This window comes from Pseudoalteromonas sp. SG43-7, assembly GCF_014164295.1.
GTDB lineage: Bacteria > Pseudomonadota > Gammaproteobacteria > Enterobacterales > Alteromonadaceae > Pseudoalteromonas > Pseudoalteromonas rhizosphaerae.
The window spans coordinates 1-25002 of sequence record NZ_JACJEY010000021.1 but is presented as its reverse complement, the minus strand read 5'-3'; the positions used below and the strand labels follow the sequence as shown (position 1 = coordinate 25002).

The following is a 25002-nucleotide window of genomic DNA, read 5'->3' as shown; positions in this document are numbered from 1 at the left end:
GTTACATCATCAAAAAGACAATTAAACCCACACCCAATAATAATCGATAGATAACAAATGGCATCATCCCCATACGTTCGATTATTTTTAAGAACAGGAAAATACACGCATACGCAGAGAGAAACGATAAACCGGCACCTAAAATTAATGTTGTCCAATCAACTATATGATCCCCTAATGCCAGCTCAATGGTGTAATACAAGCCCATCATTGAGATCACTGGAATTGCGAGTAAAAATGAAAAACGCGCAGCGCTTTGTTTATTCATCCCCAGCATTAAACCGGCGGTCATAGTAATACCCGAGCGTGACGTACCAGGGATCATCGCCATCGCTTGCGCCATACCGATCATCAGTGCTGATTTCCAAGTTAATTGATAAATTGTTTTAGTTTGCTTACCTTTTACGTCGGCATACCAAAGTAATAAACCAAACAAAATAGTGGTGATTGCAATTACCCACGCACTGCGTAAATAGAGCTCGATTAAGTCTTTAAAAATTAAACCCAGTACAGCGGCTGGTATAGTGCCTAAAATAATCCACCAGCCAAGCTTACTGTCATCTGTTGCACCTTGTGCACCAAATGATTTAAACCATGCAGTAAGTATTTCGACAACTTCTTTTCTGAAGTAAATTATAACGGCAATCAGCGTGCCTACATGCACAGCAACATCAAAGGCAAGGCCTTGATCTTGCCAGCCAAGAATTTGTGAAGGGAGAATGAGGTGAGCTGAGCTTGAAATAGGTAAAAACTCAGTTAATCCCTGGATCAGGGCTAAAACAATAATTTCGATAATACTCATGGGTTAGTAAACTCCACCTTCCATAGTTTTTGCTTGGGGTTGTTGTAAGTATCCCACAACTGAGCGATTGTTTGCTTTGCTGTAGGATGATAAAAATCGGGAGCTATTTCTGCCAAAGGCTGAAGAACAAAGGCATTCTTGGTGATTTCATCACGGGGTAACTGTGCAGGAGAATCACACACTACATCATCGTAAAACAGTAAATCTAGATCGAGTGTACGCGGGCTAAATTTTTTATCATTATTTGTACGACCATTCTCTCGTTCAATCTGTTTGAGTAACTGACATAATTGGGGAAGCGGTATCTGTGTTTGTGCACCAATGACTGAGTTGTAAAAGTTATTACCTGCAAAGCCAACTGCTTCGCTTTCAAAGACACTGGAATGCTCGAATTCTATAAGGTGTGCTCTTAGGGCGATTAACGCTTGGCGGATATAATGTTCTTTATCAACATTAGAGCCAAGGCTAATATAAATTTGCGCCATCTTAACGTGCCTTGAGTCGGGTAATTTCAACACCTACAGTGCGTGCTTGCGCTACGGCTGCGGGTTTACTAACTCGAATGGTAACTTGTGTTGTAGCAAACTCGGTTAAAATGATAGCCGCTAGTTGCTCTACTAAGGTCTCCAATAACTCAACAGGCTTTGCTGTCGTGTGCGCGATTACTCTCTCACTTACCTTTGCGTAATCAAGTGCTAAGGCAATGTCATCGGTTTTTGCTGCGGGTTTAATATCACACAGCATTTCGATATCAAAATACAAACTCTGTTTAGTTTCTTTTTCAAAATCGTACACGCCTATGATAGTGTCAACATGTAGTTGCGATATAAAAACCTTATCCATAACTGCTCCAACTGGCAAAAACTTAAAACTCATTGACTTGAGTCTACATCGGCTATAATTTGCATTTATAGCCTTTATACACTTTAACTGTGTTTTATTATGTAAAAATTACCCATACAATAGCCTATAGGTACATTATGTAAAAATTACCCATATGATATAAGCGTATAGATACATTATGTATCTGCTATTTGAACCACGAAAAGTATGAATGCAATTTTTGCGGCCAATGATAGCCGAAAAACTGCGATTAAAAAATAAGGAAGCGCGTGATAGCAGTTTTAATGTTAGTTTTAGCCTATTTACTCGGGTCGATTTCATCGGCCATTCTAGTGTCTCGGCTGTTTAAACTACCCGATCCTAGCAGCAATGGCTCAAACAACCCAGGCGCAACCAATGTTTATCGTCTTGGTGGGGCTGTTCCAGCCTGCTTAGTCTTAGTGTTTGATATTCTCAAAGGGACTATTCCTGTCTGGGGCGCTTATTTTTTACAACTTGAACCACTAATGCTGGGATTGATAGGGGTTGCTGCGTGTTTAGGACATATGTTTCCGGTATTCTTTCACTTTAAAGGCGGTAAAGCAGTTGCAACTGCATTTGGAACATTGCTACCCATTGGCTTGTTGCTAGGCGGGTTATTAATTTCAACTTGGGTGGCTGTCGTTGCTATTACGCGCTATTCGTCACTTGGAGCATTAGTCGCCGTTTCTTTAGCGCCATTATACACTTGGTGGATCAAACCGCTTTATACCTTACCAGTAACATTTTTAACTATTTTGATTATCTTTCGCCACCACGCCAATATTAAACGTTTATTTAGTGGCAAAGAACCTAAAATTGGTGACAAAAAAACGCCACCAACTAAAGATGATAACAATACTTAAATTTAAATAGCCTCTAAACTATCTATCGGCCAACGTGGTCTCGTTTTCATATCAAGGCTGGCAAACTGCCCAGCCTTTAAGCGCTGCATACCCGCATAGGCGATCATGGCACCATTATCAGTACAAAACTCTGTGCGCGGATAATAAACCTGTCCTTTCATGCCTTGCATTACCCGCTCTAGTTGCGCACGTAGCTTTATATTGGCGCTTACACCACCGGCAATTACTAAGCGATTTATACCCGTTTGCTTTAAAGCACGCTTACATTTAATAACTAATGTATCAATAACTGCGGTTTGAAACGCATGAGCGATATCTGCTTTGGTTTGCTGATCATCGTCATTATTACGAATAGTAATTGCAGCCGCCGTTTTCAAGCCGCTAAAACTAAAGTCAAGGCCCGGTTTATCTGTCATTGGTCGTGGGAAAATAAAGCGCTTAGAAACACCTTGCTCAGCAAGTTTAGCTAACCGTGGCCCACCTGGGTAATCTAAACCAAGTAACTTAGCTGTTTTATCAAATGCTTCACCTGCGGCATCATCTACCGATTCACCCAATACTTCATATTGACCAATCCCAGCGACTTTAACCATCATGGTGTGTCCACCTGATACGAGTAAAGCAATAAACGGAAATTCAGGCACGTTTTCTTCAAGCATTGGCGCCAGTAGATGGCCCTCCATATGATGAACAGCCACTGCTGGAATATTCCACCCATAGGCAAGTGAGCGTCCAATTGAAGTACCCACTAATAATGCTCCCACCAGTCCTGGGCCTGCAGTGTAAGCAATACCATCGATATCTTCAGGTCCGCAACCGGCCTGTGCAAAAGCAGCATCGATTAATGGCAAGGTTTTACGAACATGATCTCGAGATGCAAGTTCAGGCACTACACCGCCATAATCTGCATGCACTTTTACTTGGCTATAGAGTTGATGAGCAAGTAGACCTTGTTCATCATCATAGATTGCAATTCCCGTTTCATCACACGACGATTCAATGCCTAAAATTCGCACTGCAGTTTTCTCCCATGCCCTTTGGCACTTTTAAATTCTTAAAATAAATCTCTTAATCAGAGTTTTGGTTACTTAAAGTGTAATACCAATGTTTGTTTGTCCATCAGCGATAGCATGTTGCTTTAACGCTTTCACATTTTCAGCTGTTACTCTGCCCATCTGCTCAACAAAATCAATTAACTCGCCTAACACTTCAATTTCGTATTGCATTAACGGATGTTCACGTACCGCTGTATTATCAGCCAGCTCACCTTCAACCGTTAATTGATATTCAATAAAACGCGCAACAGTCGCCTGAGAGATTTTACTAATGCTGATAAATTCTTGCTCATCTTTGGCAATTAAACCATGCATTAAACCTAATAAGGCAGTGGCGGCATCTATCGCTGGATAAGTACCGAACATATCAAAATCAGCGAGTTCTGGAACATTAGGCTCTATTTTCTCAATTTGCTTTTCAAGGCTTATTTTACTTTTCGGCAGTAAGATTTTTTCCCAACACAAATTAAGTGCACTGCGTAAAATAGCTTCGTCACCAAATCCTGTTGCTTCACTAAATAAACCATAATTAGGTAGCATGCGTTCAATTAATGCTGCTGCCAATACCGCTTGCTGCAAATAGTTAAGCTCTCTTATACGCTGAAAATTATTCGCTTTAGTCATTATTTGGTGTCCTACAAGACCAACAAATTTCAAATGTTGGCCCATTATGCTCATTACAGTTGGGGCATACCCAATCAGGAGCGGATTGTTGTACTTGAGTGTAGTTTACCAATATTTGCCGCGCCTGGCGCTCTTTAATCACAAAAACCTGCACTCTCACTTGAGTTTGATCTAAAGGTATTTCGCCAGCAGCTCCTTGCAAGGACTCACCAAGTAACTGGCACTCAATATTGCTGTTAAGTAATAACCCTTTGACAATGTTTGCCTCTACCGCATTTGCAGCGCAATAGATTGTTAACCATTGAAATGGTGTTTGCTCTGTATTGTTGTTATTTATTCTATTTTGCAATGACAACCTCTTTTACTTTGCGATTAAATTACCCTAAGCTACTCTAAGCGAAGTAATTGTTATATAGGAAATAATCATGACCCTCACTACACCTGGACTGCTGTTCCCTGCAATCTCTTTGTTGTTATTAGCATATACCAACCGGTTTTTAGTGCTAGCACAATTAATTCGTGAACTTAACGCCCGCGAAGGAGAGACTATTCGACCATTAGTCGTTGCGCAAATAACTAACTTGAGAAAACGCATTAGACTCATTAGAACCATGCAAGTCTATGGCGTTGCATCTTTTTTAATGTGTACACTTTCAATGTTTGCATTATTTATTGAGTTTAAAACCACTGGCGTAATTTTATTTGGTATTAGCTTAGCCAGCCTTGCGCTATCGTTGCTAACCTCTTTATATGAAATACATATTTCATGTGATGCGATTGAAATTGAGCTTAAAAACATTGAAAAAAAACCACTGAGCAACAAGGCAGACTAAAAAACAAGCACTATACTCTTTAGCAGGATGATTAAACTAAAGGTATAAACGTGAACGACTTTTTATTTTCAGAAAATGTCATTGAAGAGTCAGAAGCTCAGTCACCACAAGCGTTCTGGAATATCCTTGTGGTCGATGATGAGGATGATATTCACCAAGTCACTAAACTTGTACTATCTGGCTTTACCTTTGAAGATAAAGCTTTGTGTTTACATCATGCCTATTCAGCGAAAGCCGCAAAAGAATTATTGCAACAAAATCTCGATTTTTCGGTTGGTTTAATCGACGTGGTAATGGAAACTAGCCATGCAGGTTTAGACTTAATAAAATTTATCCGTGATGATATCAATAACCACGACATCCGCCTTATTCTTCGAACGGGTCAACCTGGCGAAGCCCCTGAAGAAGCGGTGATCCGTGAATACGATATTAACGATTACAAAAATAAAACCGAGCTGACGGCAATAAAAATGAAAACATTATTGTATTCAGCTCTGCGTTCACATCGTGATATTCAAATTATTGAGCGTCATAGAAAAGGCCTTGAAAAAATAATCAACGCTTCTAGCTCATTTTTAAAATGTGATAGTGTCCATGAATTTGCATCAACAATTTTATCCCATGTAACCAATGTTATGGGCTTAGATGACACTGAAATTTATTGTGCCGCAGCTGTTAACCAACAAACATCTCCTGCCACTGATTTTAAGCTACTGGCAGCCTCTGGTGTTGAGCCTGAACCTAATGCCAATATGATCCCCGAAGATGTAAAGCAATTATTTGTTGAGGCACACAATCGCAAATCATCCCAAAAAACCATGCATGACTACATTGGCTATTTTCCAACTCAGGCAGGCCTCGAAACAATGCTGTATGTACGTAAAGGCTCGTTATTAGGAACCACCGATTATCAACTTTTGGAGTTTTTTGCCAACAATATTGCTCTGGCTTACGATAACCTGAAATTACGCGAAATGATGAAGGATTCGCAAAAAGAGCTATCGTACATTCTCGGTGAAGCCGTTGAAAAACGTTCAAAAGAAACCGGTTCACATGTTAAAAGAGTTGCGCACTATAGTGAACTGTTAGGTAAGTTATATGGCTTAAATAACTTTGAGTGTGAAGTGATAAAACTCGCCTCACCCTTACACGATATTGGAAAAATAAGTATTCCAGATCATATTCTCAATAAACCCGGTAAGCTGGATGATCAAGAGTGGGCCATTATGCAAACTCACGCCGAAGTTGGTTATGATATTCTAAAGAATTCGAATAACGAAATATTAAAATGTGGTTCAATCATTGCTCATACACATCATGAGAAATGGGACGGCTCAGGCTATCCTAATCAACTTGCAGGTAAAGATATTCACATTGTTGGTCGTATTACAGCTCTAGCGGATGTTTTTGATGCCCTTGGCAGTGATCGTTGCTATAAAAAAGCTTGGCCTCTTGAAGAAGTACTCGATTTGCTCAAGAAACAGAGTGGCAAACAGTTTGATCCAAAACTTGTGGACATATTTATTAACAATTTAACACTTTTTTTGGAGATAAAAGAGCGTTACCCTAACTAATAGTTGTAACAATTGTGTGAAATGCGCTTTTCAAATTGGGTACAATGGATTACTATCTATTAAAATAATATCAATTATGTTCGCCAGTAGTGCGGCTTACTTATACAAAGGACTATAAAAGTGAGATTTGAACAATTAGAGCAATTTGTAGCTTTAGGCCAGCTACGACATTTTCGCCAAGCGGCCGAAACAACAAAAATTAGTACCTCAGCATTGACGCGCAGTATTCAGACTTTAGAAGATGAAGTTGGCTATGAATTAGTCAAACGCTCGACTCGCTCCGTGAAGCTAACAACTGAAGGTGAGCTTTTTTTAGAGTACGCACAAGACACTCTAAGCAAGCTCGAAGAAACTAAAAAGCGTTTATTTAAATCCGTTAATGGCTGTGCAAGTGAAAAGCTGGTGATTGGCTATACCAATAATGCTAGTGCCATAGTGCCTATTTCATGTGGCCAATTTTTAGCACAATACCCTCATGTAAAAATCGAAATGCAACTACAAGAACAAAGTGAGTTGGTTCGTAAACTGCAATTAGGTGAAATTGATATTAGCGTTTGTTCGCAAGCAGTTAATAGTATTGGCAATGACATACACTTACCTGATCAACTTATTTTATTCGTTGCAAAAAGCCATCCTCTTGCGAATAAGAACAATCTTTGCAAACAAGATTTAAATGATTACCCTATGTATAGTTGTTTTTCACAATCAAAACAAATTCAAACTATGTTGAATGAGGCTGTCGATAGCTTAAACAAGACCAGCAGTATAAAAGTTGGCAGTATTGAGCAAGTAATGGACGGGTTGTGTAAATCAAACCATGTTGCAATTAGCAGTATTGAACATGCAAGTTCGGTCGCAGAGAATAATAATCTGCTCCAGTTAAAAACCAATAAGAACTTAGCTCATGAGCAATTGATTGTACAAACCAGCCAGCAAGTTACTGCTGACGACCCAATAAACCAGCTCCTGTCATTAATAGAAAAGACAGCGTTATCAATTAATTCTTAAGTAACAGCATGAAAACCAAGCCTAAAGCAGAACTCAGGCTTGGTTTCTAAATCTTCAGTAGTACCTTTGCATCATTTTAAGCTAAACTACGCGCCTTCCCTGCTATATAGTACAATTAATGAGCCTTAACCTGATCCCTGGACGTTATTTAACTGACATAGAAACTCATGGCTACGCCGTGATCGAAAATATGTTTGCTGAAACACTGACTAACGCGTTGATAGAAGATTGTTATCGTATCAACCCCAATTTCAAATCAGCAGGTATTGGCCGTCAGCAGGATTTACAAATAGACAAGAGCATACGCACCGACAAGACCTTTTGGTTTGATGGTAGTAGCCAAGCTCAAATTGATTATCAAAATGCGCTTGAAGATATCAGAGTAAACTTGAATCGTTATTTCTTTTTGGGTTTATTTGATTATGAGTGTCACTATGCGAAATACCAGCATGGCGACTTTTATAAAAAGCATTACGACGCATTTAAAGGGCGTTCGAACCGTGTATTTACTACTGTATTTTACTTAAATACAGTGCAATCTGGTGGTGAGTTAGTGATTTACAAACCTAAAAGTAAAGACGTTGAAATCACTATTCAGCCCAAAGCAGGCACGTTCGTGATGTTTGAAAGCGAACGCTTTATGCATGAAGTACTGCCGACAATTGATAATCGCTATTCAGTTGCGGGTTGGTTTAGGAAAAACACTTCAATCAGTGGCGTTATTGATCCACCTCGCTAACACTATAGATTAAATGGCAAGGACGCCACTAAGCCAATAAAAACGACCATACCGACATAATGATTATTTAAAAAAGCTTTAAAACAATGCTCTCTATTACGACTATGAATTAGAAATTGTTGGTAAACCAAAAAGCCACATGCCACACATAGACCAAGCCAATACGGCATTGCTAATTGACTCGTATAACCAATTAAAGCCAACAAACCTATAAATACACCATTTAGCGCAAAAATAATGATTCGATCGGCACTACCAAACAATATCGCTGTAGACTTTACGCCAATTTTCAAATCATCATCTCTGTCTACCATGGCATACATAGTATCGTATGCCGTAGTCCACGCAATATTAGCGATAAATAACAACCAGCCAAGCAGTGAGATAGTACCTGTTGCAGCCATAAAAGCCATCGGAATAGCCCAACCAAAAGCTGCACCTAGCACTATTTGCGGTAAATTAGTGTAACGTTTCATAAATGGGTAGCTAAATGCCAATAGCAATGCCCCGACTGACAATAATATGGTTTGCCAACTGAGTAACAACACCAGTATGAAAGCAATTATGATAAGCAACAAAAATAAGCTTAATGCTTCGCCACTACTCACCAAGCCAGAAGCTAAGGGTCTTTGTGCTGTGCGTTTTACCGCGCCATCAATTTTACGATCTGCGTAATCATTAATAACACAACCTGCGCTGCGCATAACAAATACACCAAAGCTAAATACCACAAAATTAAGTAGGCTTGGCATACCATCACTTGCAAGCCACAATGCCCAATATGTAGGCCACAATAGCAATAAAGTACCGATAGGCTTATCGGTGCGCATTAACTGCTTATAATACGGTATATGAGCAATGTGTAAGGCAGCAAATTTCATAAATATAGATAAGCCTCTGGTAAAAATATTTCAGCTACTAAAAAACGGCTTTGCGCCAACGAAAAAATACTGCGACGCCCCCACAAGGTTTTTTTAGCTGCAGAGTATTGGCTAACAAGCTGCTGTACTGGGTGCTGACAATCAAAACGCGCTATTTCAATTTCGGTACGTTTTAAGTCCGGATGTTGAAAAATAACATCACCTAAAGGCCGATTACCCAGTGCCAATAATTGCTGTTGTTGCATATCATCGGTGGCAGGCAGCCAGCTTTGTGCGTATACCATAGGGATGTCATCACAAAGCAACAAAACCTCACGATTAATACCAATACGTTGTGAACAATCTAATAATTGTTGTTGTGAAATACTCAATTCAAACTTTTTCTCACTGAGCACTTTTACAGAGAATTCACCACACTGTGTTTTTAATTTAGCCGTCAGTGAGTTGGGTTCAAGTAGCCAGTCTTGCTCGTTACAAGACAAATAATTGATTGATGTACCTAACTGCCAATCCGCAGTTACAGAAATAGGAAATGTGATCACGATAACTCTATTTAATAATAACCCTTTAAATGATACCACTGCCCGCCTCGGGGAAAAAGTGATGATTAATGAATATAATAGCTGCATCAGCCTGTATCTTAGCCATTATTACGTATAGACTAATAACAATTAATTACAGGGCTCTCTACTGAATATGAAAAAAACGCTTTACGCTGGCATATTAATTAGCACTTTCTTTATTAGCTTGTTTAGCAGCTTTGCAAGCAAAGCTGAATCAACTGTGGGCTACTTTGGTTTCGAACCCGATATAATTACCAACTATATTGGTCAGAGTAATAAAAAGTTAGGTTATGTGCGTATTACTGTAGATTTAATGCTCAGTGATATGTCAAACATTGCTATTGTTGAGCATCACACCCCGTTACTTAGAGATGCATTGGTAGAAATTTTATCAAAAGAGCCAGAAGAAAAAATTAAATCACTCACCGGCCGTGAAGAGATCAGAAAGCGTTGTGCCGAAAAACTCAAAACCCTGTTAAAACAAGAAACAGGGCAAGAGATCATTCGCGAAGTATTATTTACTAAATATTTATATCACTAAGTACTTATATAACTGAGTATCTTAAGCTGTTTTTTTAGTAAACAATTGAGCGGTAAACGCGTAAGCCATACCGCTTAATAGCCCACCTAAGTGCGCCCAGTTAGCCATACTTACAAACAACATGTCAGCAAAGCCTAGTACCAGCCAAATCAGCATAAAACCAATAATACCATTAGTTACTAAAGCCGGTTGTTGCGGGTTCAATGCCCGATGGATCCAACAAAACCCAAGTAAACCATAAACAACGCCACTTAAGCCGCCAAAGTTAGGGCCAACCATAATAAACTCAGCCCAATTACTAAATAGCGCGGTCACTAAAAAAAGACCTACTAAAGTACTTTTACCACTGAGCTTTTCAATACCATCGCCTAGCATGATCCACCACATAATATTAAACACTAAGTGCACAGCAGTAAAATGCACAATTGCAGGTGTAAGCCAAGTTAATGGTTGATCGGGTTTAAACTGTAATACGCTATAAATTGACTCAAAGCCACCGAGTAAGAAGGCAATGTAAATACCTACACATAATAAAGTGACCGTTTGGTTTAACCAGCTCAATGCTTTAAAGCGTGCTTTTAAATTTAATTCTTGGCCTTGATAGCTCAACGCTGACTGCGTACTTCCTACTTGCCAAGATGCCTCTTGATAACGGGCATGATTGGGGTTTTCTACAAACGCTTGCCATAATGGCTGAGCTTGATGGAAATGCTCTGGGGCAACACAAATAATTACCGTTTTTCCATCTTGCGATCGAAGCTCGCCCTGTAAGCCTTGGCTTTTTATATAATCAATAAAGCCTTGTGCTGCACGTGGATTATTTATACTACCCAGTTCGATCATCGTTCCACTTGCTCCGGCAATTGGGTTTCCCACTGGGTAAAACCACCATCCATACTGTATACATCTTCAAAGCCTTGCTCAGCTAAGTAGCTGGCTGCGCCTTGTGAGCTCATACCATGATAACAAACAATAATAATTGGCTGATCAAACTCTTTGTTCATCATAAATTCGCCAATATTGGCATTTGATAAATGCTCTGAACCCGGAATATGCCCTGCTTGATACGAATTAGGATCGCGAATATCAGCAATCACGACATAATCTTTATTAAGTAGTGCTTGAGTTTCGGTAATTGAAATATGCTTAAATGCCATAGTACTCTCTTATAATTACAAAAAAGGCGACAAATGCCGCCTTTAATTCTCTTAACAAGTGGATAATTAATCCCAGTTAAGAATTACTTTCCCCGATTGGCCTGAAATCATCATATCAAAGCCAGTTTGGAAGTCATCTATTGAATATTGATGAGTGATGATTGGGTTTAGATCGAGCCCTGACTGAATAAGACTGGCCATTTTGTACCAAGTCTCAAACATTTCACGGCCATAAATTCCTTTGATCACTAAGCCTTTAAAAATCACTTGGTTCCAATCAACCGCCATATCAGATGGTGGAATACCTAGCATGGCAATTTTACCACCGTGATTCATGTTATTTAACATGCTATTAAATGCAACCGGCACGCCTGACATTTCTAGACCAATATCAAAGCCTTCTGTCATACCAAGCTCTTTAATAATATCTTCAAGCTTTTCATTAGCCACATTAACTGCACGCGTTGCGCCCATTTTACGCGCAAGGTCTAATCGGTATTCATTGACATCGGTGATCACTACATGACGTGCGCCAACATGTTTTGCAACTGCAGCAGCCATAATACCAATTGGGCCTGCACCTGTGATCAACACATCTTCACCCACTAAATCGAATGACAGTGCTGTGTGTACTGCATTACCGAATGGGTCAAAAATAGAAGCTAACTCATCACTGATATTGTCTGGAATTTTAAATGCATTAAACGCTGGGATCACTAAATACTCGGCAAAAGCCCCCTCGCGGTTAACACCTACACCAGTGGTGTTACGGCATAAATGAACACGCCCAGCGCGACAGTTACGACAATGGCCACAGGTAATATGCCCTTCGCCCGATACTCGGTCACCAACACTAAAACCGCGAACTTCTTGACCCATATCAACCACTTCACCGACATATTCATGACCTACTACCATAGGCGTAGGAATGGTGTTTTGCGCCCACTCATCCCACTTATAAATATGTACGTCAGTACCACAAATAGCGGTTTTACGAATTTTGATTAATAAATCGTTATGCCCAACTTCAGGTTTTGGCGCATCCGTCATCCAAATACCTGGTTCTGCTTTTAATTTAGATAATGCTTTCATGAATCACACTCAATAAAAAAACCGCTGCGAAGGCAACGGTTTAAAATAAATTAATTAGATAATGCCCATTTCTTTACCAATACGGGTAAAGGCGTCAATTGCGGTATCTAATTGCTCAATGCTGTGCGCAGCAGAAATTTGTGTACGAATACGCGCTTGGCCTTTTGGCACCACTGGGAATGAAAAACCAGTGACGTAAATACCTTCTGCTAATAACTTATCAGCCATTGCCGACGCAACTTTAGCATCACCTAACATTACTGGAATAATCGCGTGATCTTTACCCGCACAGGTAAATCCAGCCGCTTCCATTTGCTCACGGAAGTATTTAGCGTTTGACCATAACTTAGCACGCAATTCACTGCCATTTTCGAGCATTTCTAATACTTTGATTGATGCTGTAACGATTGAAGGCGCTAATGAGTTTGAGAATAAATATGGGCGAGAGCGCTGGCGTAACCATTCAACTATTTCTTTTTTACCTGATGTATAACCACCCGATGCACCGCCAAGCGCCTTACCTAAAGTGCCGGTAATAATATCAACACGGTCTAGCACGTTGCAGTACTCAGGTGTGCCTTTGCCGTTTTCACCGACAAAGCCAACGGCATGAGAGTCATCAACCATAACAAGTGCATTGTATTTATCAGCAAGGTCACAGACCGCTTCAAGATTACAAATAACCCCATCCATTGAGAACACACCATCGGTGGCGATTAATTTTGTTTTTGCACCCGCTTCATCGGCAGCAATCAATTGCTTTTCAAGATCTGCCATATCATTATTTGCATAACGGAAGCGCTTTGCTTTACATAAACGAACGCCATCAATGATAGAAGCATGATTTAACGAATCAGAGATAATCGCATCATCAGCGCCTAAAATTGTTTCAAATAAACCGGTATTGGCATCAAAACATGATGAATATAAAATCGTGTCTTCCGTTTCTAAAAATTCACTGATCTTCTTCTCTAATGTTTTATGAATGTCTTGTGTACCACAAATAAAGCGTACTGACGCAACACCAAAGCCATGGTCATTTAAGCCGTTTTGTGCAGCCTGGATCAGCTCAGGGCTATTCGCTAAACCTAAGTAATTATTTGCACAGAAGTTAATAACTTTATCACCAGAAGCAACTTGAATTTGTGCTTGCTGCTGCGAAGTAATAATACGCTCATTTTTATATAAGCCTTCGGCTTTTACATCTTCAATTTGCTGCTGAAGCTGAGTAAAAAACGCAGATGCTCTCATCTGTAATCTCCAAATTATTGAACGGGGTGAGCGTACTTAAGTTAACACGGCTCATCTTTGTGGCTATTGTAAAAGTTTAGTCAAACAAATGCACTGTTTGTAGTTCATCGCAGAAATAAGGAACTGACAACTTATGCTGCCAGTTTACATTGGGCTATAGCAATATTGAGGGTAAGTCTGCTAACGAATCACAAACATGATCTGCCGAGTCGATGGCTACCGCATCAAACTCCTGCCCGGATCGTACAAGCACCCGAGTGCCAATAACCGCTTTACTTGCCGCTTGCATGTCGCTTAGTTTGTCTCCAACCATAATGCTGCAAGCTGGATTGATATGATGATCAGCGATACCTTGCAGTAACATGCCCGGAGCTGGTTTACGACAATCACACTGTTTGAGGTATTCGGGTAATGCTTTTTTCGGGTGGTGTGGGCAAAAGTAAACATCCGTCACCTTTACTTGATGCGCAGCAAATTGGGCTATCATCCACTGTGTTAAAGCGTGAAAATCCGCCTCTGAATAGTAACCACGGCCAATACCAGATTGATTAGTCACTATGATCAGTTTATAGCCTGCATCAGCAAACGCCTTACATGCAGTAAATACGCCTGGCACAAATTCAAATTTATCCGACTCATAAACATACCCGTGGTCAATATTAACCACGCCATCACGGTCTAAAAATAAGGCTTTATTGATATTGCTCATAATTGCTCTTTCTCAACCACAAGGTCAAACATCAAAGCTACTTCATCAACACTTATTTGGCTCATTAGATCACTGCCTTTAACCCGCGTACCCCAAGGTAATCGCTCAGCGGTTTTACCAGTTTGCTTGAGTAAGTTTTGGTGATACACCTCAACCACGTAATTTTGATATAAATAGGGTCCAGTGCGTTTCGGGTTTGAGTGGGCATATAAACCAATAACGGGAGTGCCTACGGTGACGGCCATATGAGCAGGGCCTGTATCAGGTGCTAATACCAATGCAGCTCGTTTAAGTACGCAAAGCAACTCTTTGAGTTTTGTTTTACCCACTAAATTAAGGATTGGCGTTTTAGTGGCTGCAATAATGTCATCACTGAGCGTCACTTCAAGCTCTGTCGGGCCACCCGTGATCACCACATGAAACCCTTGCTTGTAGGCATGTTCTGCAAGCTTAGCATAGCGTTCAGCCAGCCAATTGCGTTCTTTTTTACTGGCAGCAGGAGAAATCACAAAAATTCGCCCCTCTAATCGCTCCGTACCAAGTAATTCATCAGCATTACTTTGATCATGTTCGCTGACTGGCATTTGCCAGTTTGGTTGATAATCAGGTACGCCTATCGCCTGCGCAAAGCCTTTAAAGCCTTCTAACACATGAGCCTGCTGCTGTGGTGCAATGCGCTGGTTAATAAATAAGCTATGCAATTCTTTTGAGCGTGCCCAATCAAAACCAATTTTAACTTTTGCAGGAATACAACGGGCCACTAAGTTAGCTCGAAGTGCCACTTGCATATGCAGCAACACATCAAACTTACGCCCTTTAAATTGTTGTTTTAATTGCTGATAGGCTGCTTTGCCTTGTTTTTTATCAAACACCACCAGCTCAACACCGGGTAAATCAGCTAGTAACATGGCTTCAATTTTGCCGACCACCCAGGTAACTTTTGCATTGGGGTGCGCTTTTTGAATTGCCTGTACTGCAGATACGCCATGGCAAACATCACCAATTGCTGAGAGTCTTAAAATACAAATATCTGAATAGGTGGTTGAGTCAGTCACAGGTGTCCTTTGCTTTATGCTGGATAATTATCATGATCTTAAATTAACCACTCACTATTGCAAGCACTTATGCTCGGCTTTAAAACAGGTTAAGATAGCACTATCACCTGCAATAAAATAAGTACGCCATGTTTAACCAGCAAACCATCAATGAACATATTATTTTAAGCCATCCTGAACATAGTGCCGAAATTAGCTTAAATTGGTTTGATAATGAATATTGGCAGCAGCAAGGAAAAATTGTCGGTGCCAAAAAAGGTCGCGCAACTGCATGGTTTTTCTGCCATAACGGGCTAACAGCAGTGCTCAGGCATTATTGGCGTGGCGGTTTAGTGGGTAAAGTGCTAAGTGATCAATATGTGTTTTTTGGACTGGAAAAAACCCGTGTTTACCAAGAGTTTTCATTAATGATGAAACTGTACGAGTTAGGCCTCAATGTACCAAAGCCGATTGCAGCTAAAATATCGCAAGCTGGCTTAATTTACCGTGGCGATATAATTACTCAAGCTGTTGTAGGCGCACAAAGTGTGCTTGATATATTAAAACAACGTCCCTTTAGCGCACAAGAGTTAATTAAAGTAGCACACACGATTGCGGATTTTCATAATCATGGGGTGTATCACGCTGATTTGAATATTAACAACATTCTATTTGATGAAACGGGCGAGATATACATTATTGACTTTGACCGCTGTGAACTAAAACTCCCTGCCAGTAATTGGCAACAAGCTAATATGACCCGCCTTGCTCGTTCGTTTCATAAAGAGCAAGGCCGAAATAAAGTAATGCATTGGCAAACTACAGACTGGCAGCAGTTACACACAGCATACCAGTCCACTCTTAAAATATAGCCGTTAAGCCTTTATTTTACTGATCACTTTTGACGTAGAGCAGCCATTTAAAAACTCAAGTACTTCAACTTTTCCGCCATGGCGAAGTACATGATCAGCGCCTGCAATTTGTTCAACAGTGTAATCTCCACCCTTTACTAAGATATCAGGACTGATCAGCTCAATTAATTTAGCGGGTGTATCGTTTTCTTCAACTGCACCAAATGGAATTACCCAATCAACTGATGCCAAAGCGCTCAGCACCATAGCACGCTCATCAAGCGGGTTAATAGGGCGCTCTGGACCTTTTAAACGCGTTATTGATTCATCATTATTTAAACCGACGACTAGACGATCTCCACGTGCTTTGGCTTGTGCTAAGTAACGCACATGCCCCGCATGTAAAATGTCAAAACAACCATTGGTGAACACGATAGTTTCACCATTTTGCTTTGCAAACTCAATATGCTGAAGCACATCATCAAATGGGGTTTGATAATGCTCACCGGTTTTTTGTAAGTATTGACCTAACTTACGACTTAACTCTTCAGGCGATACCGTAGCTGCCCCTAATTTACTCACTGCAATTCCAGCCGCAAGGTTAGCAATTTCCACTGCATCTTTAGGCTGCATTCCTGCACCTAACATCACCGCCAGAGTTGCAATAACAGTATCACCAGCACCGGTAACATCACTGACTTCAAGCTGTTGCGCTGCAAAATCGTGTTTTTCATCGGCACTAATAAGTGACATACCTTGCTCTGAGCGAGTCAATAGCATGGCCGCGATCCCTGCATCGCTGATCAGTGCTCGAGCACTGTCTGCTAAATGCTGTTCCGAATCTGTTTTACCACCGGCAAGCTTAAATTCATTCAAGTTAGGAGTAATAAAATCAGCACCGCGATATAAGTTTAAGTCTGAGGATTTAGGGTCAATTAGAACTGTTTTTCCAGCACTTTTAGCAAGTTTTATCATTTGCTGGATCAAGCTTAATGAGCCTTTATTATAATCTGAGAATAAAACAAAGTCGTACTCATCTAATACTAATTCCAGACGGTTTAAAAGTAATTGACTGTGTTGCTCAGTAAACATCTCTTCTAAGTCAAGTCTAACGACTTGTTGATGACGGCTAATCACACGCATTTTTGAAATAGTTGGCAAATCACAAACACTGACTAATTGTGAATCTATACGTTCATCAGCTAGAATTCGCTCTAATATTTGGCCGCTTTCATCTTCACCAATTAAACCCAACAAGCCAACTTTACCATCTAAACGAGCAATATTTTTTGCCACGTTTGCGGCGCCACCGGCTTTATCTTCAAATTTACTTACTTTCACTATTGGCACAGGTGCTTCTGGCGATATGCGCCCTGAATCACCATGCCAATAACGGTCAAGCATCACATCACCAACCACTAATATTTTAGCGTTAGACAGGTTTTTTAATAACGCTAGATCCATTACCTCTGCCCCGCTACAACCATATCAATGGCTTCACATAACCAATGACCAATAAACATATGCGCTTCTTGAATACGTGCGGTTTCGTCATCTTTAATAATAATGGATAATTTAGCGATATCTTTTACTTTACCGCCATCGCGGCCTGTAAATGCAACTGTATAAGCACCTATTTCATTTGCAGCAGCTAGCGCTAAATTAATATTAGCGCTAGTACCAGAGGTAGTTAAACCAATCACTAAATCCTCAGGCTTACATAACGCAAGAACCTGACGCTCAAAAACTGTGTCAAAGTGATAGTCATTACTATGCGCAGTTAAGATGGAAGTGTCGGTTGTTAGCGCCATAGATGCTAATGGGCCACGTTCTAATTTGTAGCGTACGACAAACTCTGCAGCTAAATGCTGAGCATCTGCTGCGCTGCCACCATTACCAAACCAAACTACTTTTCCACCAGCTTGCAAAGTACTGTGGCAAACTTCAAGCAATTGCATTACTTGAGGGTGGTATGTTTCCATCGTTTCAAACAATACTTGGTGACGGGTTAAACTTTCAAGGTAGCTGCTCGCTACAGAATCAATATTAGACATGGGTAATCCTCTCAAAATTAGTCTGACTAGCTACTACCAAAAAAGTGCCACTGACAACCACGTATAGTTATCACCAAAGACATCTTCGCCGTAAGTTAAAGTTGTTTCAATATTATATTCTTGCCACTTTCGGTTATTACTGATTTGTAACTCAATGGCTTGTTTATATTGCTCACTAACACCACCAAAATCGTTAACATAGCCACTCTCGTTATCTATTAAAGTAAACTTTGTACGCCAAAAAGAATCCTGTGTGGCTGCATAAGAGACCTCAAGGCTATGTATATTCGAAGGCACACCATCACCAAAATAACGTTTATCAGCAGCATAATGACCAATAACATAGCCATCATTAGTATTGCCATTTGTTGGATATATGTAATTCATATACCAAAGACTATGCATGCTAGTATATTCGTAGCGAAGTGACAGATCGCTAGTTAATTGAGGTAAGAACACGCCATAATTATAAACAATATTACCAAATTGGTAGTTTTTGTGTTCTTTGGTATCTTCGCCGCCATACTCAAAATAAAGCTCTGCCGGCATACCCCAATTAAAGTTCACAACACTCGTTATTGAAGCAAACTGGTCGCCAAGTTCATTATCAGGGCCCCCCGCTATTGCACCATTATCATTACCTGCAGGGTCAAAGAATGCTTTAGCTACATCGCTAAAACCAACATCACGAGGCCCACCACCAAATTGCATCATACGATTAATGCCAATTTTCCACCCATCTACAGGCTCTAAACTAATATGTGTGCCAGCTAAGCGAGGCGTGCCATCATGCAATTCATTTTGATATAATATGCCTTTTTCAACATGTTCAAGCTCGGAGTAATAAAGCTCAAAATCAAAGTTCCACCAGTTATGGGCTGGTGCCACCATCCCTAATGAAATTGATGGCGAGGTACGGGCATTAGTAGAAATAATCTGCGCTGATTGCTTAAACGGCGAAAACCAATGCTCTTTGTAACCAATATTTAACTGCAAGTCATCGCCAGCAAAACTGACAAAACTGTTATAATTAACGAATTTATTTTGCTTCGCGCGATAATCAACTCCCACTTGCATCAAGGTATAGTCATTAGGACGCCAAATACCCTCAAAGAACACTTGCCCCCATTCATCAGAGCTCACACCACGTTGATTGGCAAGCTTGGTTGCATTGCTGCCATCAGCACGCAGCTTAACACCTACTCGAGTAATATTATCGTTGCCTTGATAAGGCTTAATTTTAGCACGTATTGCCGCGACCAAACTTGGCTGTGCATTTTGCAATTTAGTAAGCGCCGCTTCAACTTCCGTTAAGCGATAAGGCTTTGTCATCGGTGTGCCTGACGTCAAGGCAAATAACGTATCGAGCTGATGATCAAGCTGTGCATCCATGCCAATTGGTAAGTAAGCAGTTGGTGTTGCAAGTGAAGGCAATGCGCAACTCATAAAACTGGTTAATACCACGGCTTTTATCAATTTGAATTTCATAACGACTGTATTTTTCATAATGGTAGTTAAATATTACCAAATTAGCTGCAACTAAACACCCAAAACTCTCTGTTCTAACGCTTTTTAACAATTTCGCATTTTGCTTAAAGGGTATCCGCGTTATCATTAGTGTTTATAATTCGAGGCTGGAAAATGGCACGCTTTTTTTATTCACTGATTCTTTATTTGCTTAGTCCTCTCATAACCTATTATTTATATATACTTAGAGGTAAAAAGAACGCAGGTTATCGCGCGCACTTTGCGGAACGATTTGGCTTCATTACGATAAAAAATACCTCGCAAGAAAGTACAGTATTAAAAGATGATCTAATAGTGATCCACTGCGCTTCAGTTGGTGAAGTACTTGCTGCAACGCCTTTGCTCAAAGAGCTACAATACCAGCAGCCAAGTAATTCATTTATGATAACCTGTAACACCCCCACAGGCCGTGAACAAATACATAATAATTTTAAAGACTCGGTACAGTGCGCCTATTTACCTATTGATTACCCTTGTGCTACAGCGCGCTTTTTAAAGCGTGTTAAACCCACGTTAATGTGTATTTTAGAAACCGAACTTTGGCCTAATCTTATGGCGCAGTGCAAACAACAAAATATTCCTGTACTGGTACTCAATGCGCGGCTTTCAGCAAAATCGCAACAAGGTTATCAAAAAGTAGCGCCATTAACTAAGGTTATAATGCAATCAATTTCCGCTTTAGCTAGTCATAATCATGAAGACGCTAAACGCTTTATTGAGCTTGGCCTCAATGAGCAAAAAGTGCATATTACTGGCTCAATTAAATTTGATATAAAGCCAACTAGCGAGCAGTTAGACAAAGTCGATACCCTAAAAAGCCAATACAATAATCAGCGTTTTATCTGGGTTGCCGGTTCCACGCACCCTAGTGAGCATGAGCTGATATTAGCTGCTCAGCAGCTGCTGCTAAAACAGATTCCAGATGCACTGCTAGTTATTGCGCCGCGCCACCCAGAACAATTTGATAAGGTCGCCACATTGCTTGAAGACTCACCATTAAGCTTTAGCCGCCGCAGTAAAAATAACTATCAAAGCGAGCAAGTACTCCTTGCTGATACTTTAGGTGAATTGCAATGTTTATATGGTATGGCCAACATCAATTATATTGGCGGCAGTTTAATTGCACGTGGCGGGCATAACCCTCTCGAGTCAGCGGCATTTTCTGTCGGTGTTTTAACAGGCCCGCATACCTATAATTTCAACCATGTTTACCCTGAACTGATTGCATCAGGTGGGTGTATACAAGTAAGCGATACAAAGATGTTAGCGGAGCAACTATACGAGCTTCATCAACAACCAGCGTTTTGCCAGCAGCTAGGTCTAAAGGCAGCACAATGTGTTGCTAACAACCAAGGCGCCATCGCGAAAACGATCGCCATCATTAACAAGTTTTTAGAGCCACACAATGACTGAACAAAAAAAACTAACCTTACCAGAACAACAAACCCGTTTATGGGTAGCTAATGTCATTGTTAAATATAACTTTTGCCCCTTTGCCCGTAAAGAAGTTGAAAATAATTGCATTCATTATCAAACCAGCCAAGCAACCAGCATTGATGATGCTGTGATGGAGATGATCGAACAATGTATTGAACTTGATCAACAACCGGCTCGAGAGACTACATTATTGATGTTTGAACAAGGCTTTACTGACTTTGAGGAATTTTTAGATTTAGTGGATTTAGCCAATGCGCTATTAGTTGCCCAAGGCTTTGAAGGTAAATATCAAATAGCCAACTTTCATCCTGACTATGTGTTTGCTGATAGCGATGACAATGATGCAGCAAATTACACTAACCGCGCGCCTTTTCCTACCTTACATCTAATTCGTGAGGCTAGCATGAGTGCAGCACTTGATGATTATAATGAACCTGAATCAATTCCAGATCACAACATCAATTTAGCTCGCCGAAAAGGCATCGACTTTTGGCAACAATTACTTGCTGGATGTAAAAAGCCGAGTGCTTAATCACTCAGCTTTTAGTAAAAAGGAATGTTACTTTTTAACCCATTCTCCGTTCACTTCAACAAAGTGACCCGATTGGGTTTTTTCAATCGTTTTAGCAGCTGCCAGCGCTTCTACTTGAGAAAGCGACAAGTTGTTCTTTTTAGCGAGCTTTAAATACTGTGCTTTACGTTTAGCATTAATTTCATCGACAACCACTTTTGCCTCTGCATTTTGCACCACAAGGCCTAAATAACCCGAGCTGTCCTCACCCACTAGCCCTTGATTTTTTGCATCATCTAACGAAATGGCCCAAGCCGAAAACGACAAACACACCGCACTTAATAAAGTGACAATGCTTAGTTTTTTATTTTTTACTATATTCATACTTGCTCCTTAAAATAATTCGCTGTCATCACTAAATAAACTGTCGAGTTCTCTATCAACTTTTACGCGGATTTCATGATCGACCTTAACATTTAAGTTAATTGTAATAGGTTCCTTAGCGGCCACCTCAACACGATGCGTACATGCACTGAGTAATCCCAATGCGGTTAATATTACTAACCATTTAGTCATTATTACTTCCTTTTGTTGAATACTCTTGTTCAACTTTTTGCGTAATTTCATCACTTAAGCGCAGTGCTCGTAATAGTGTGAACACGTTCTCTTCATGATTATAGTTAAAATTAACTTGCTGTGCTTGCTGTTGATTATACCCTTGCAAATTAACGCCTAAGGTCATCCAGCCGTCAGGTTTTAAGTTAACACTACTTTTAATACTCTGAATATCTAAATTTTCAAGCAAGCCAAGTATAGGCCCTAACTCTTGTTGTTGAGCCTTTACCGAATTAAAAGCTGCATTATCAGTGATAAGTAATTTAGCAGCACCTTGATTAACAAGCTGCCCACCTTTAACCTCAATACCTGCTTTTGTGAAATAAACAGGCAAGTGTCCAGCTACATTTCCAGTTAAGCTAATACCCGATTTAGCATCAAGGGTAATGACCTTGCTAGCATCTATATTGTCAAATGTAACTAATGCTTGTTGCGGCTCTTCTGTAAGGCGATATTTATCCAGCAAAAAATGCCCTCCCATAACCTTCCCTGTAAGCTCCGTAACAGCAAGTTCATTTGCCTGTACTTGCCAAAACCCTGTTAGCTGTTTCACCACAGCACCAGCTCGTAATTCATTTAGTTCAAATGTAGAAGGCACAACATTAAGCTGCCCTGAATCATAACGACCTGTAAATTGAGTATTAAAATGCTTAGCAAGGTAATCTGTGTATAAACCACTTACACCGACTAGCTGTAAAGAGAGATCGGCCTGTTGCAGATTAATATCACCAGCAATACGGCCACTGACTTTACCATCTGTTAAGGTTGCAAGCGGCACAAATTGATGAAGCAGTGGGTTAAGCTTAGTAACTAACTGCTCTGAAATTATCACCTCAAATGGATGAGCTGTGCTTGTTATATTATGCATTGCCACAAGCTCTATCCCCTCTACATATATATGATGAGATGCTTGCAGAGCACGACTTTGTAAACCTGTTGAGCTTATACGAATATCGTTAAGTCGTAACTCTTCCGTTTGTAGCTTGGCTAACTTTGTTTCACTAGTTAAATCAAAAAACAATTCTCCTGCTGACAAACTTCCTGCAGCAGTTAGCTGATTCGTTAGCTGAGATAGTTTAATACTCCCCATATTAATAGTATCAATCTGGCTCGATAAGCTAGCGGTTAAGTATTGATTACTTTGTAGCTTCGCCTTAAAAGTTGCTTGGTAATTATCAATGCCAATATCATTCACTTTTAATTGCCCCAGCGTTAATTTTGCTGACAATTCGAGAGCAGGCTGTGCAGCCAACATGCTATTTATTGAAAAATGCCCTTGTGCACTAATATGCTGCGCATCAACATCGATAAAATCAGGCAGCGTAGCCACTTTTAACTGATAGTTACCATCAACATCACTGCTAACAACACTCGCGGCTATATCTAATAATGCAATATCATCACTCGAAAACGACAACGCGAATTGTGCCAATAGGGTTTCTAAAGGATTCTTTATATCAATCGCTAACTGTTTAACATTCATGAGCAGTTGTGATCCTGCCTGCAATGTTAGCTGATCTAATGTCAATTGAGTGTCTTGCACAATGATCTTACTAGGTAAAACTAATCGCCAATTTAACGGTATTTGCCGAGTAACAAATTGCTGCTGCGCATCATCATCGATAACACCACCCAAACTTTGTAAACACTCATTTTTGCCATTGAGTGTTGTTGCTAATTGCTGAGCATCTAGGGTTAATGTTTTTGAATTTAAGTTATAGTGACTACTGACTTTGCCACTACTTTTAATTGTCATCGAGCAGGTATTGATGGCGTAAGTGAAATCAGCACCTAGCTGAGTGTCTATATCGAGTACAATACCATCAAACGCGAATCTATTTTGGCTAGTTAAATTAAGTCCTGCAATCGAGTTTACAGCCGCGGCCTTAACTGTAGAAAGTAGTCGCTCATCAAGCTCAATATTTCCTGCCAACTTGGTATTTTTAACGTCAACCTCAGCTTTCACATCACCAGCAACAACAAACTCATTTAACACCGGCTCATTTATGCTGATAATAAGTGGTTTTTTTAATTGAGACTGAGTGATCACTAAACGTTTTAGATGTAACAACGGGCGACTTTGCGGTAACGCCAAAGCAAGCTTTTTAGCCACACTAGGCTCACTCGAAGAATCGGGGGTTACCAGTATTAAATTTGCACGGTTAACCGTAATGTTTTGAGTATTGGCCGTAATATCAGCTAATTCAAGCAACTGCCCTTGATAGCCAATACATGCTCGCTGTACATGGAGATCCAGATTGGTTGTTAACGACCAATCCAAACAATGCAATTCAACTCCAGCTTGATGCAGTGAAGGAGCAACAAAATGCAAGGTGATCGGCATGCGAAAAATATAGCCAAGTGAAAGTACACTTAGCACTAGAATTAATAACCCCCAACCTAAACGCTTAAACATA

Annotated in this window: 29 protein-coding genes; 9 read left to right on the top strand and 20 right to left on the bottom strand. The window is 40.2% G+C overall.

Annotated elements, in window-relative coordinates; genetic code table 11:
- Position 1 precedes the first annotated feature (1 nt).
- Genes H5200_RS11370 through folB form a run of 3 tightly spaced genes read right to left on the bottom strand, consistent with a single transcriptional unit; the run spans position 2 to position 1645 of the window.
- Entirely contained in the window at positions 2–802 is an 801-nt protein-coding gene (locus H5200_RS11370; protein ID WP_182718383.1) for an undecaprenyl-diphosphate phosphatase, read from the bottom strand.
- The gene (gene folK, locus H5200_RS11365) at positions 799–1287 is read right to left on the bottom strand and encodes a 2-amino-4-hydroxy-6-hydroxymethyldihydropteridine diphosphokinase (RefSeq protein WP_182761513.1); all 489 of its coding nucleotides are present in this window, start codon (positions 1285–1287) and stop codon (positions 799–801) included. The genes H5200_RS11370 and folK overlap by 4 nt, the downstream gene beginning before the upstream one ends.
- Position 1288: 1 nt before the next feature.
- Positions 1289–1645 carry a dihydroneopterin aldolase gene (gene folB, locus H5200_RS11360; RefSeq protein ID WP_145235093.1) on the bottom strand — a complete coding sequence of 119 codons (357 nt, stop codon included), beginning with the start codon at positions 1643–1645 and terminating at the stop codon, positions 1289–1291.
- Positions 1646–1914: 269 nt separating this feature from the next.
- Between folB and plsY the strand changes: the two genes are divergently transcribed.
- Entirely contained in the window at positions 1915–2529 is a 615-nt protein-coding gene (gene plsY, locus H5200_RS11355) for a glycerol-3-phosphate 1-O-acyltransferase PlsY (protein WP_182761512.1), read from the top strand.
- Between the two features lie 2 nt (positions 2530–2531).
- Here plsY and tsaD read toward each other — a convergent pair whose 3' ends face one another.
- The 3 genes from tsaD to H5200_RS11340 all read right to left on the bottom strand — a co-directional run bounded on the left by tsaD (position 2532) and on the right by H5200_RS11340 (position 4557).
- Positions 2532–3545, bottom strand: coding sequence for a tRNA (adenosine(37)-N6)-threonylcarbamoyltransferase complex transferase subunit TsaD (tsaD, locus tag H5200_RS11350; protein ID WP_149981391.1), 1014 nt, complete (start codon positions 3543–3545; stop codon positions 2532–2534).
- 72 nt (positions 3546–3617) lie between these two features.
- Positions 3618–4208 carry a YjaG family protein gene (locus H5200_RS11345; protein WP_145235087.1) on the bottom strand — a complete coding sequence of 197 codons (591 nt, stop codon included), beginning with the start codon at positions 4206–4208 and terminating at the stop codon, positions 3618–3620.
- On the bottom strand, positions 4201–4557 hold the full coding sequence (locus H5200_RS11340; RefSeq protein WP_145235085.1) for a DUF2007 domain-containing protein: 357 nt from the start codon (positions 4555–4557) through the stop codon (positions 4201–4203). Before H5200_RS11340 ends, H5200_RS11345 begins: the two co-directional genes overlap by 8 nt.
- 76 nt (positions 4558–4633) lie before the next feature.
- On the opposite strand from H5200_RS11340, the gene H5200_RS11335 reads away from it, so the two are divergent.
- From H5200_RS11335 to H5200_RS11320, 4 genes are all read left to right on the top strand, one after another.
- Positions 4634–5041, top strand: coding sequence for a DUF2721 domain-containing protein (locus H5200_RS11335; protein WP_182761511.1), 408 nt, complete (start codon positions 4634–4636; stop codon positions 5039–5041).
- Positions 5042–5091: 50 nt separating this feature from the next.
- A complete protein-coding gene (locus H5200_RS11330) occupies positions 5092–6615 on the top strand; it encodes a DUF3369 domain-containing protein (protein WP_182761510.1) in 1524 nt (507 codons plus the stop codon).
- 120 nt (positions 6616–6735) lie between these two features.
- On the top strand, positions 6736–7623 hold the full coding sequence (locus H5200_RS11325) for a LysR family transcriptional regulator (RefSeq protein ID WP_149981396.1): 888 nt from the start codon (positions 6736–6738) through the stop codon (positions 7621–7623).
- Positions 7624–7741: 118 nt separating this feature from the next.
- Positions 7742–8362: a 2OG-Fe(II) oxygenase gene (locus tag H5200_RS11320; RefSeq protein WP_149981397.1), complete on the top strand. Its 621-nt coding sequence runs from the start codon at positions 7742–7744 to the stop codon at positions 8360–8362.
- A gap of 2 nt (positions 8363–8364) precedes the next feature.
- On the opposite strand, the gene ubiA is transcribed toward H5200_RS11320, so the two are convergent.
- Together ubiA and H5200_RS11310 are read right to left on the bottom strand one after the other, a co-directional pair.
- On the bottom strand, positions 8365–9243 hold the full coding sequence (gene ubiA, locus H5200_RS11315; protein WP_182761509.1) for a 4-hydroxybenzoate octaprenyltransferase: 879 nt from the start codon (positions 9241–9243) through the stop codon (positions 8365–8367).
- The gene (locus H5200_RS11310) at positions 9240–9785 is read right to left on the bottom strand and encodes a chorismate lyase (protein ID WP_182761508.1); all 546 of its coding nucleotides are present in this window, start codon (positions 9783–9785) and stop codon (positions 9240–9242) included. The genes ubiA and H5200_RS11310 overlap by 4 nt, the downstream gene beginning before the upstream one ends.
- A gap of 154 nt (positions 9786–9939) precedes the next feature.
- On the opposite strand from H5200_RS11310, the gene H5200_RS11305 reads away from it, so the two are divergent.
- Positions 9940–10347 carry a flagellar basal body-associated protein FliL gene (locus H5200_RS11305; protein WP_145235070.1) on the top strand — a complete coding sequence of 136 codons (408 nt, stop codon included), beginning with the start codon at positions 9940–9942 and terminating at the stop codon, positions 10345–10347.
- Between the two features lie 21 nt (positions 10348–10368).
- Here the strand turns inward: H5200_RS11305 and glpG are convergent, their stop codons facing one another.
- The 6 genes from glpG to H5200_RS11275 form a co-directional block, all read right to left on the bottom strand.
- The gene (glpG, locus tag H5200_RS11300) at positions 10369–11190 is read right to left on the bottom strand and encodes a rhomboid family intramembrane serine protease GlpG (protein ID WP_182718400.1); all 822 of its coding nucleotides are present in this window, start codon (positions 11188–11190) and stop codon (positions 10369–10371) included.
- Complete coding sequence (gene glpE / locus H5200_RS11295; protein ID WP_182761507.1) at positions 11187–11504, bottom strand: thiosulfate sulfurtransferase GlpE; 318 nt, start codon at positions 11502–11504, stop codon at positions 11187–11189. The genes glpG and glpE overlap by 4 nt, the downstream gene beginning before the upstream one ends.
- 66 nt (positions 11505–11570) lie before the next feature.
- Positions 11571–12596 carry an L-threonine 3-dehydrogenase gene (gene tdh / locus H5200_RS11290; protein ID WP_182761506.1) on the bottom strand — a complete coding sequence of 342 codons (1026 nt, stop codon included), beginning with the start codon at positions 12594–12596 and terminating at the stop codon, positions 11571–11573.
- Positions 12597–12650: 54 nt separating this feature from the next.
- Positions 12651–13847, bottom strand: coding sequence for a glycine C-acetyltransferase (locus H5200_RS11285; RefSeq protein WP_145235063.1), 1197 nt, complete (start codon positions 13845–13847; stop codon positions 12651–12653).
- A gap of 154 nt (positions 13848–14001) precedes the next feature.
- Positions 14002–14556 (bottom strand): D-glycero-beta-D-manno-heptose 1,7-bisphosphate 7-phosphatase, encoded by a 555-nt coding sequence (gene gmhB, locus H5200_RS11280; RefSeq protein ID WP_182718391.1) that lies wholly within the window; start codon positions 14554–14556, stop codon positions 14002–14004.
- Positions 14553–15611 (bottom strand): glycosyltransferase family 9 protein, encoded by a 1059-nt coding sequence (locus H5200_RS11275; protein WP_182761505.1) that lies wholly within the window; start codon positions 15609–15611, stop codon positions 14553–14555. Before H5200_RS11275 ends, gmhB begins: the two co-directional genes overlap by 4 nt.
- Positions 15612–15739: 128 nt before the next feature.
- Here H5200_RS11275 and H5200_RS11270 point away from each other — a divergent pair, with 128 nt between their 5' ends.
- On the top strand, positions 15740–16462 hold the full coding sequence (locus H5200_RS11270) for a 3-deoxy-D-manno-octulosonic acid kinase (protein WP_182761504.1): 723 nt from the start codon (positions 15740–15742) through the stop codon (positions 16460–16462).
- Between the two features lie 3 nt (positions 16463–16465).
- Here the strand turns inward: H5200_RS11270 and hldE are convergent, their stop codons facing one another.
- From hldE to H5200_RS11255, 3 genes are read right to left on the bottom strand one after another with little or no spacing between them, the layout of a single operon-like run.
- Positions 16466–17905: a bifunctional D-glycero-beta-D-manno-heptose-7-phosphate kinase/D-glycero-beta-D-manno-heptose 1-phosphate adenylyltransferase HldE gene (gene hldE / locus H5200_RS11265; RefSeq protein ID WP_182761503.1), complete on the bottom strand. Its 1440-nt coding sequence runs from the start codon at positions 17903–17905 to the stop codon at positions 16466–16468.
- Complete coding sequence (locus tag H5200_RS11260) at positions 17905–18495, bottom strand: SIS domain-containing protein (protein ID WP_182718393.1); 591 nt, start codon at positions 18493–18495, stop codon at positions 17905–17907. Before H5200_RS11260 ends, hldE begins: the two co-directional genes overlap by 1 nt.
- A 33-nt stretch (positions 18496–18528) precedes the next feature.
- Positions 18529–19983: a capsule assembly Wzi family protein gene (locus H5200_RS11255; RefSeq protein ID WP_182739868.1), complete on the bottom strand. Its 1455-nt coding sequence runs from the start codon at positions 19981–19983 to the stop codon at positions 18529–18531.
- 153 nt (positions 19984–20136) lie between these two features.
- Here H5200_RS11255 and waaA point away from each other — a divergent pair, with 153 nt between their 5' ends.
- Positions 20137–21435: a lipid IV(A) 3-deoxy-D-manno-octulosonic acid transferase gene (waaA, locus tag H5200_RS11250; protein ID WP_182761502.1), complete on the top strand. Its 1299-nt coding sequence runs from the start codon at positions 20137–20139 to the stop codon at positions 21433–21435.
- On the top strand, positions 21428–21991 hold the full coding sequence (locus H5200_RS11245; protein WP_182718396.1) for a DUF1415 domain-containing protein: 564 nt from the start codon (positions 21428–21430) through the stop codon (positions 21989–21991). The genes waaA and H5200_RS11245 overlap by 8 nt, the downstream gene beginning before the upstream one ends.
- A gap of 27 nt (positions 21992–22018) precedes the next feature.
- Here H5200_RS11245 and H5200_RS11240 read toward each other — a convergent pair whose 3' ends face one another.
- The 3 genes from H5200_RS11240 to H5200_RS11230 form a co-directional block, all read right to left on the bottom strand.
- Positions 22019–22354, bottom strand: a complete 336-nt coding sequence (locus tag H5200_RS11240; protein ID WP_149981407.1) for a YdbL family protein — start codon at positions 22352–22354, stop codon at positions 22019–22021.
- A gap of 9 nt (positions 22355–22363) precedes the next feature.
- Complete coding sequence (locus tag H5200_RS11235; protein WP_149981408.1) at positions 22364–22546, bottom strand: YnbE family lipoprotein; 183 nt, start codon at positions 22544–22546, stop codon at positions 22364–22366.
- A partial coding sequence (locus H5200_RS11230; RefSeq protein ID WP_182761501.1) for a YdbH domain-containing protein occupies positions 22539–25002 on the bottom strand: 2464 nt, incomplete at its 5' end. The genes H5200_RS11230 and H5200_RS11235, both read right to left, overlap by 8 nt.

What these genes read in the sequence shown, in the direction of transcription:
- H5200_RS11370 (WP_182718383.1), bottom strand. Translation starts at nt 802, where the DNA reads ATGAGTATTATCGAAATTATTGTTTTAGCCCTGATCCAGGGATTAACT.
- folK (WP_182761513.1), bottom strand. Translation starts at nt 1,287, where the DNA reads ATGGCGCAAATTTATATTAGCCTTGGCTCTAATGTTGATAAAGAACAT.
- folB (WP_145235093.1), bottom strand. Translation starts at nt 1,645, where the DNA reads ATGGATAAGGTTTTTATATCGCAACTACATGTTGACACTATCATAGGC.
- H5200_RS11345 (WP_145235087.1), bottom strand. Translation starts at nt 4,208, where the DNA reads ATGACTAAAGCGAATAATTTTCAGCGTATAAGAGAGCTTAACTATTTG.
- H5200_RS11335 (WP_182761511.1), top strand. Translation starts at nt 4,634, where the DNA reads ATGACCCTCACTACACCTGGACTGCTGTTCCCTGCAATCTCTTTGTTG.
- H5200_RS11320 (WP_149981397.1), top strand. Translation starts at nt 7,742, where the DNA reads ATGAGCCTTAACCTGATCCCTGGACGTTATTTAACTGACATAGAAACT.
- ubiA (WP_182761509.1), bottom strand. Translation starts at nt 9,243, where the DNA reads ATGAAATTTGCTGCCTTACACATTGCTCATATACCGTATTATAAGCAG.
- H5200_RS11305 (WP_145235070.1), top strand. Translation starts at nt 9,940, where the DNA reads ATGAAAAAAACGCTTTACGCTGGCATATTAATTAGCACTTTCTTTATT.
- glpG (WP_182718400.1), bottom strand. Translation starts at nt 11,190, where the DNA reads ATGATCGAACTGGGTAGTATAAATAATCCACGTGCAGCACAAGGCTTT.
- glpE (WP_182761507.1), bottom strand. Translation starts at nt 11,504, where the DNA reads ATGGCATTTAAGCATATTTCAATTACCGAAACTCAAGCACTACTTAAT.
- tdh (WP_182761506.1), bottom strand. Translation starts at nt 12,596, where the DNA reads ATGAAAGCATTATCTAAATTAAAAGCAGAACCAGGTATTTGGATGACG.
- H5200_RS11285 (WP_145235063.1), bottom strand. Translation starts at nt 13,847, where the DNA reads ATGAGAGCATCTGCGTTTTTTACTCAGCTTCAGCAGCAAATTGAAGAT.
- gmhB (WP_182718391.1), bottom strand. Translation starts at nt 14,556, where the DNA reads ATGAGCAATATCAATAAAGCCTTATTTTTAGACCGTGATGGCGTGGTT.
- H5200_RS11270 (WP_182761504.1), top strand. Translation starts at nt 15,740, where the DNA reads ATGTTTAACCAGCAAACCATCAATGAACATATTATTTTAAGCCATCCT.
- hldE (WP_182761503.1), bottom strand. Translation starts at nt 17,905, where the DNA reads ATGGATCTAGCGTTATTAAAAAACCTGTCTAACGCTAAAATATTAGTG.
- H5200_RS11260 (WP_182718393.1), bottom strand. Translation starts at nt 18,495, where the DNA reads ATGTCTAATATTGATTCTGTAGCGAGCAGCTACCTTGAAAGTTTAACC.
- H5200_RS11255 (WP_182739868.1), bottom strand. Translation starts at nt 19,983, where the DNA reads ATGAAATTCAAATTGATAAAAGCCGTGGTATTAACCAGTTTTATGAGT.
- waaA (WP_182761502.1), top strand. Translation starts at nt 20,137, where the DNA reads ATGGCACGCTTTTTTTATTCACTGATTCTTTATTTGCTTAGTCCTCTC.
- H5200_RS11245 (WP_182718396.1), top strand. Translation starts at nt 21,428, where the DNA reads ATGACTGAACAAAAAAAACTAACCTTACCAGAACAACAAACCCGTTTA.
- H5200_RS11240 (WP_149981407.1), bottom strand. Translation starts at nt 22,354, where the DNA reads ATGAATATAGTAAAAAATAAAAAACTAAGCATTGTCACTTTATTAAGT.
- H5200_RS11235 (WP_149981408.1), bottom strand. Translation starts at nt 22,546, where the DNA reads ATGACTAAATGGTTAGTAATATTAACCGCATTGGGATTACTCAGTGCA.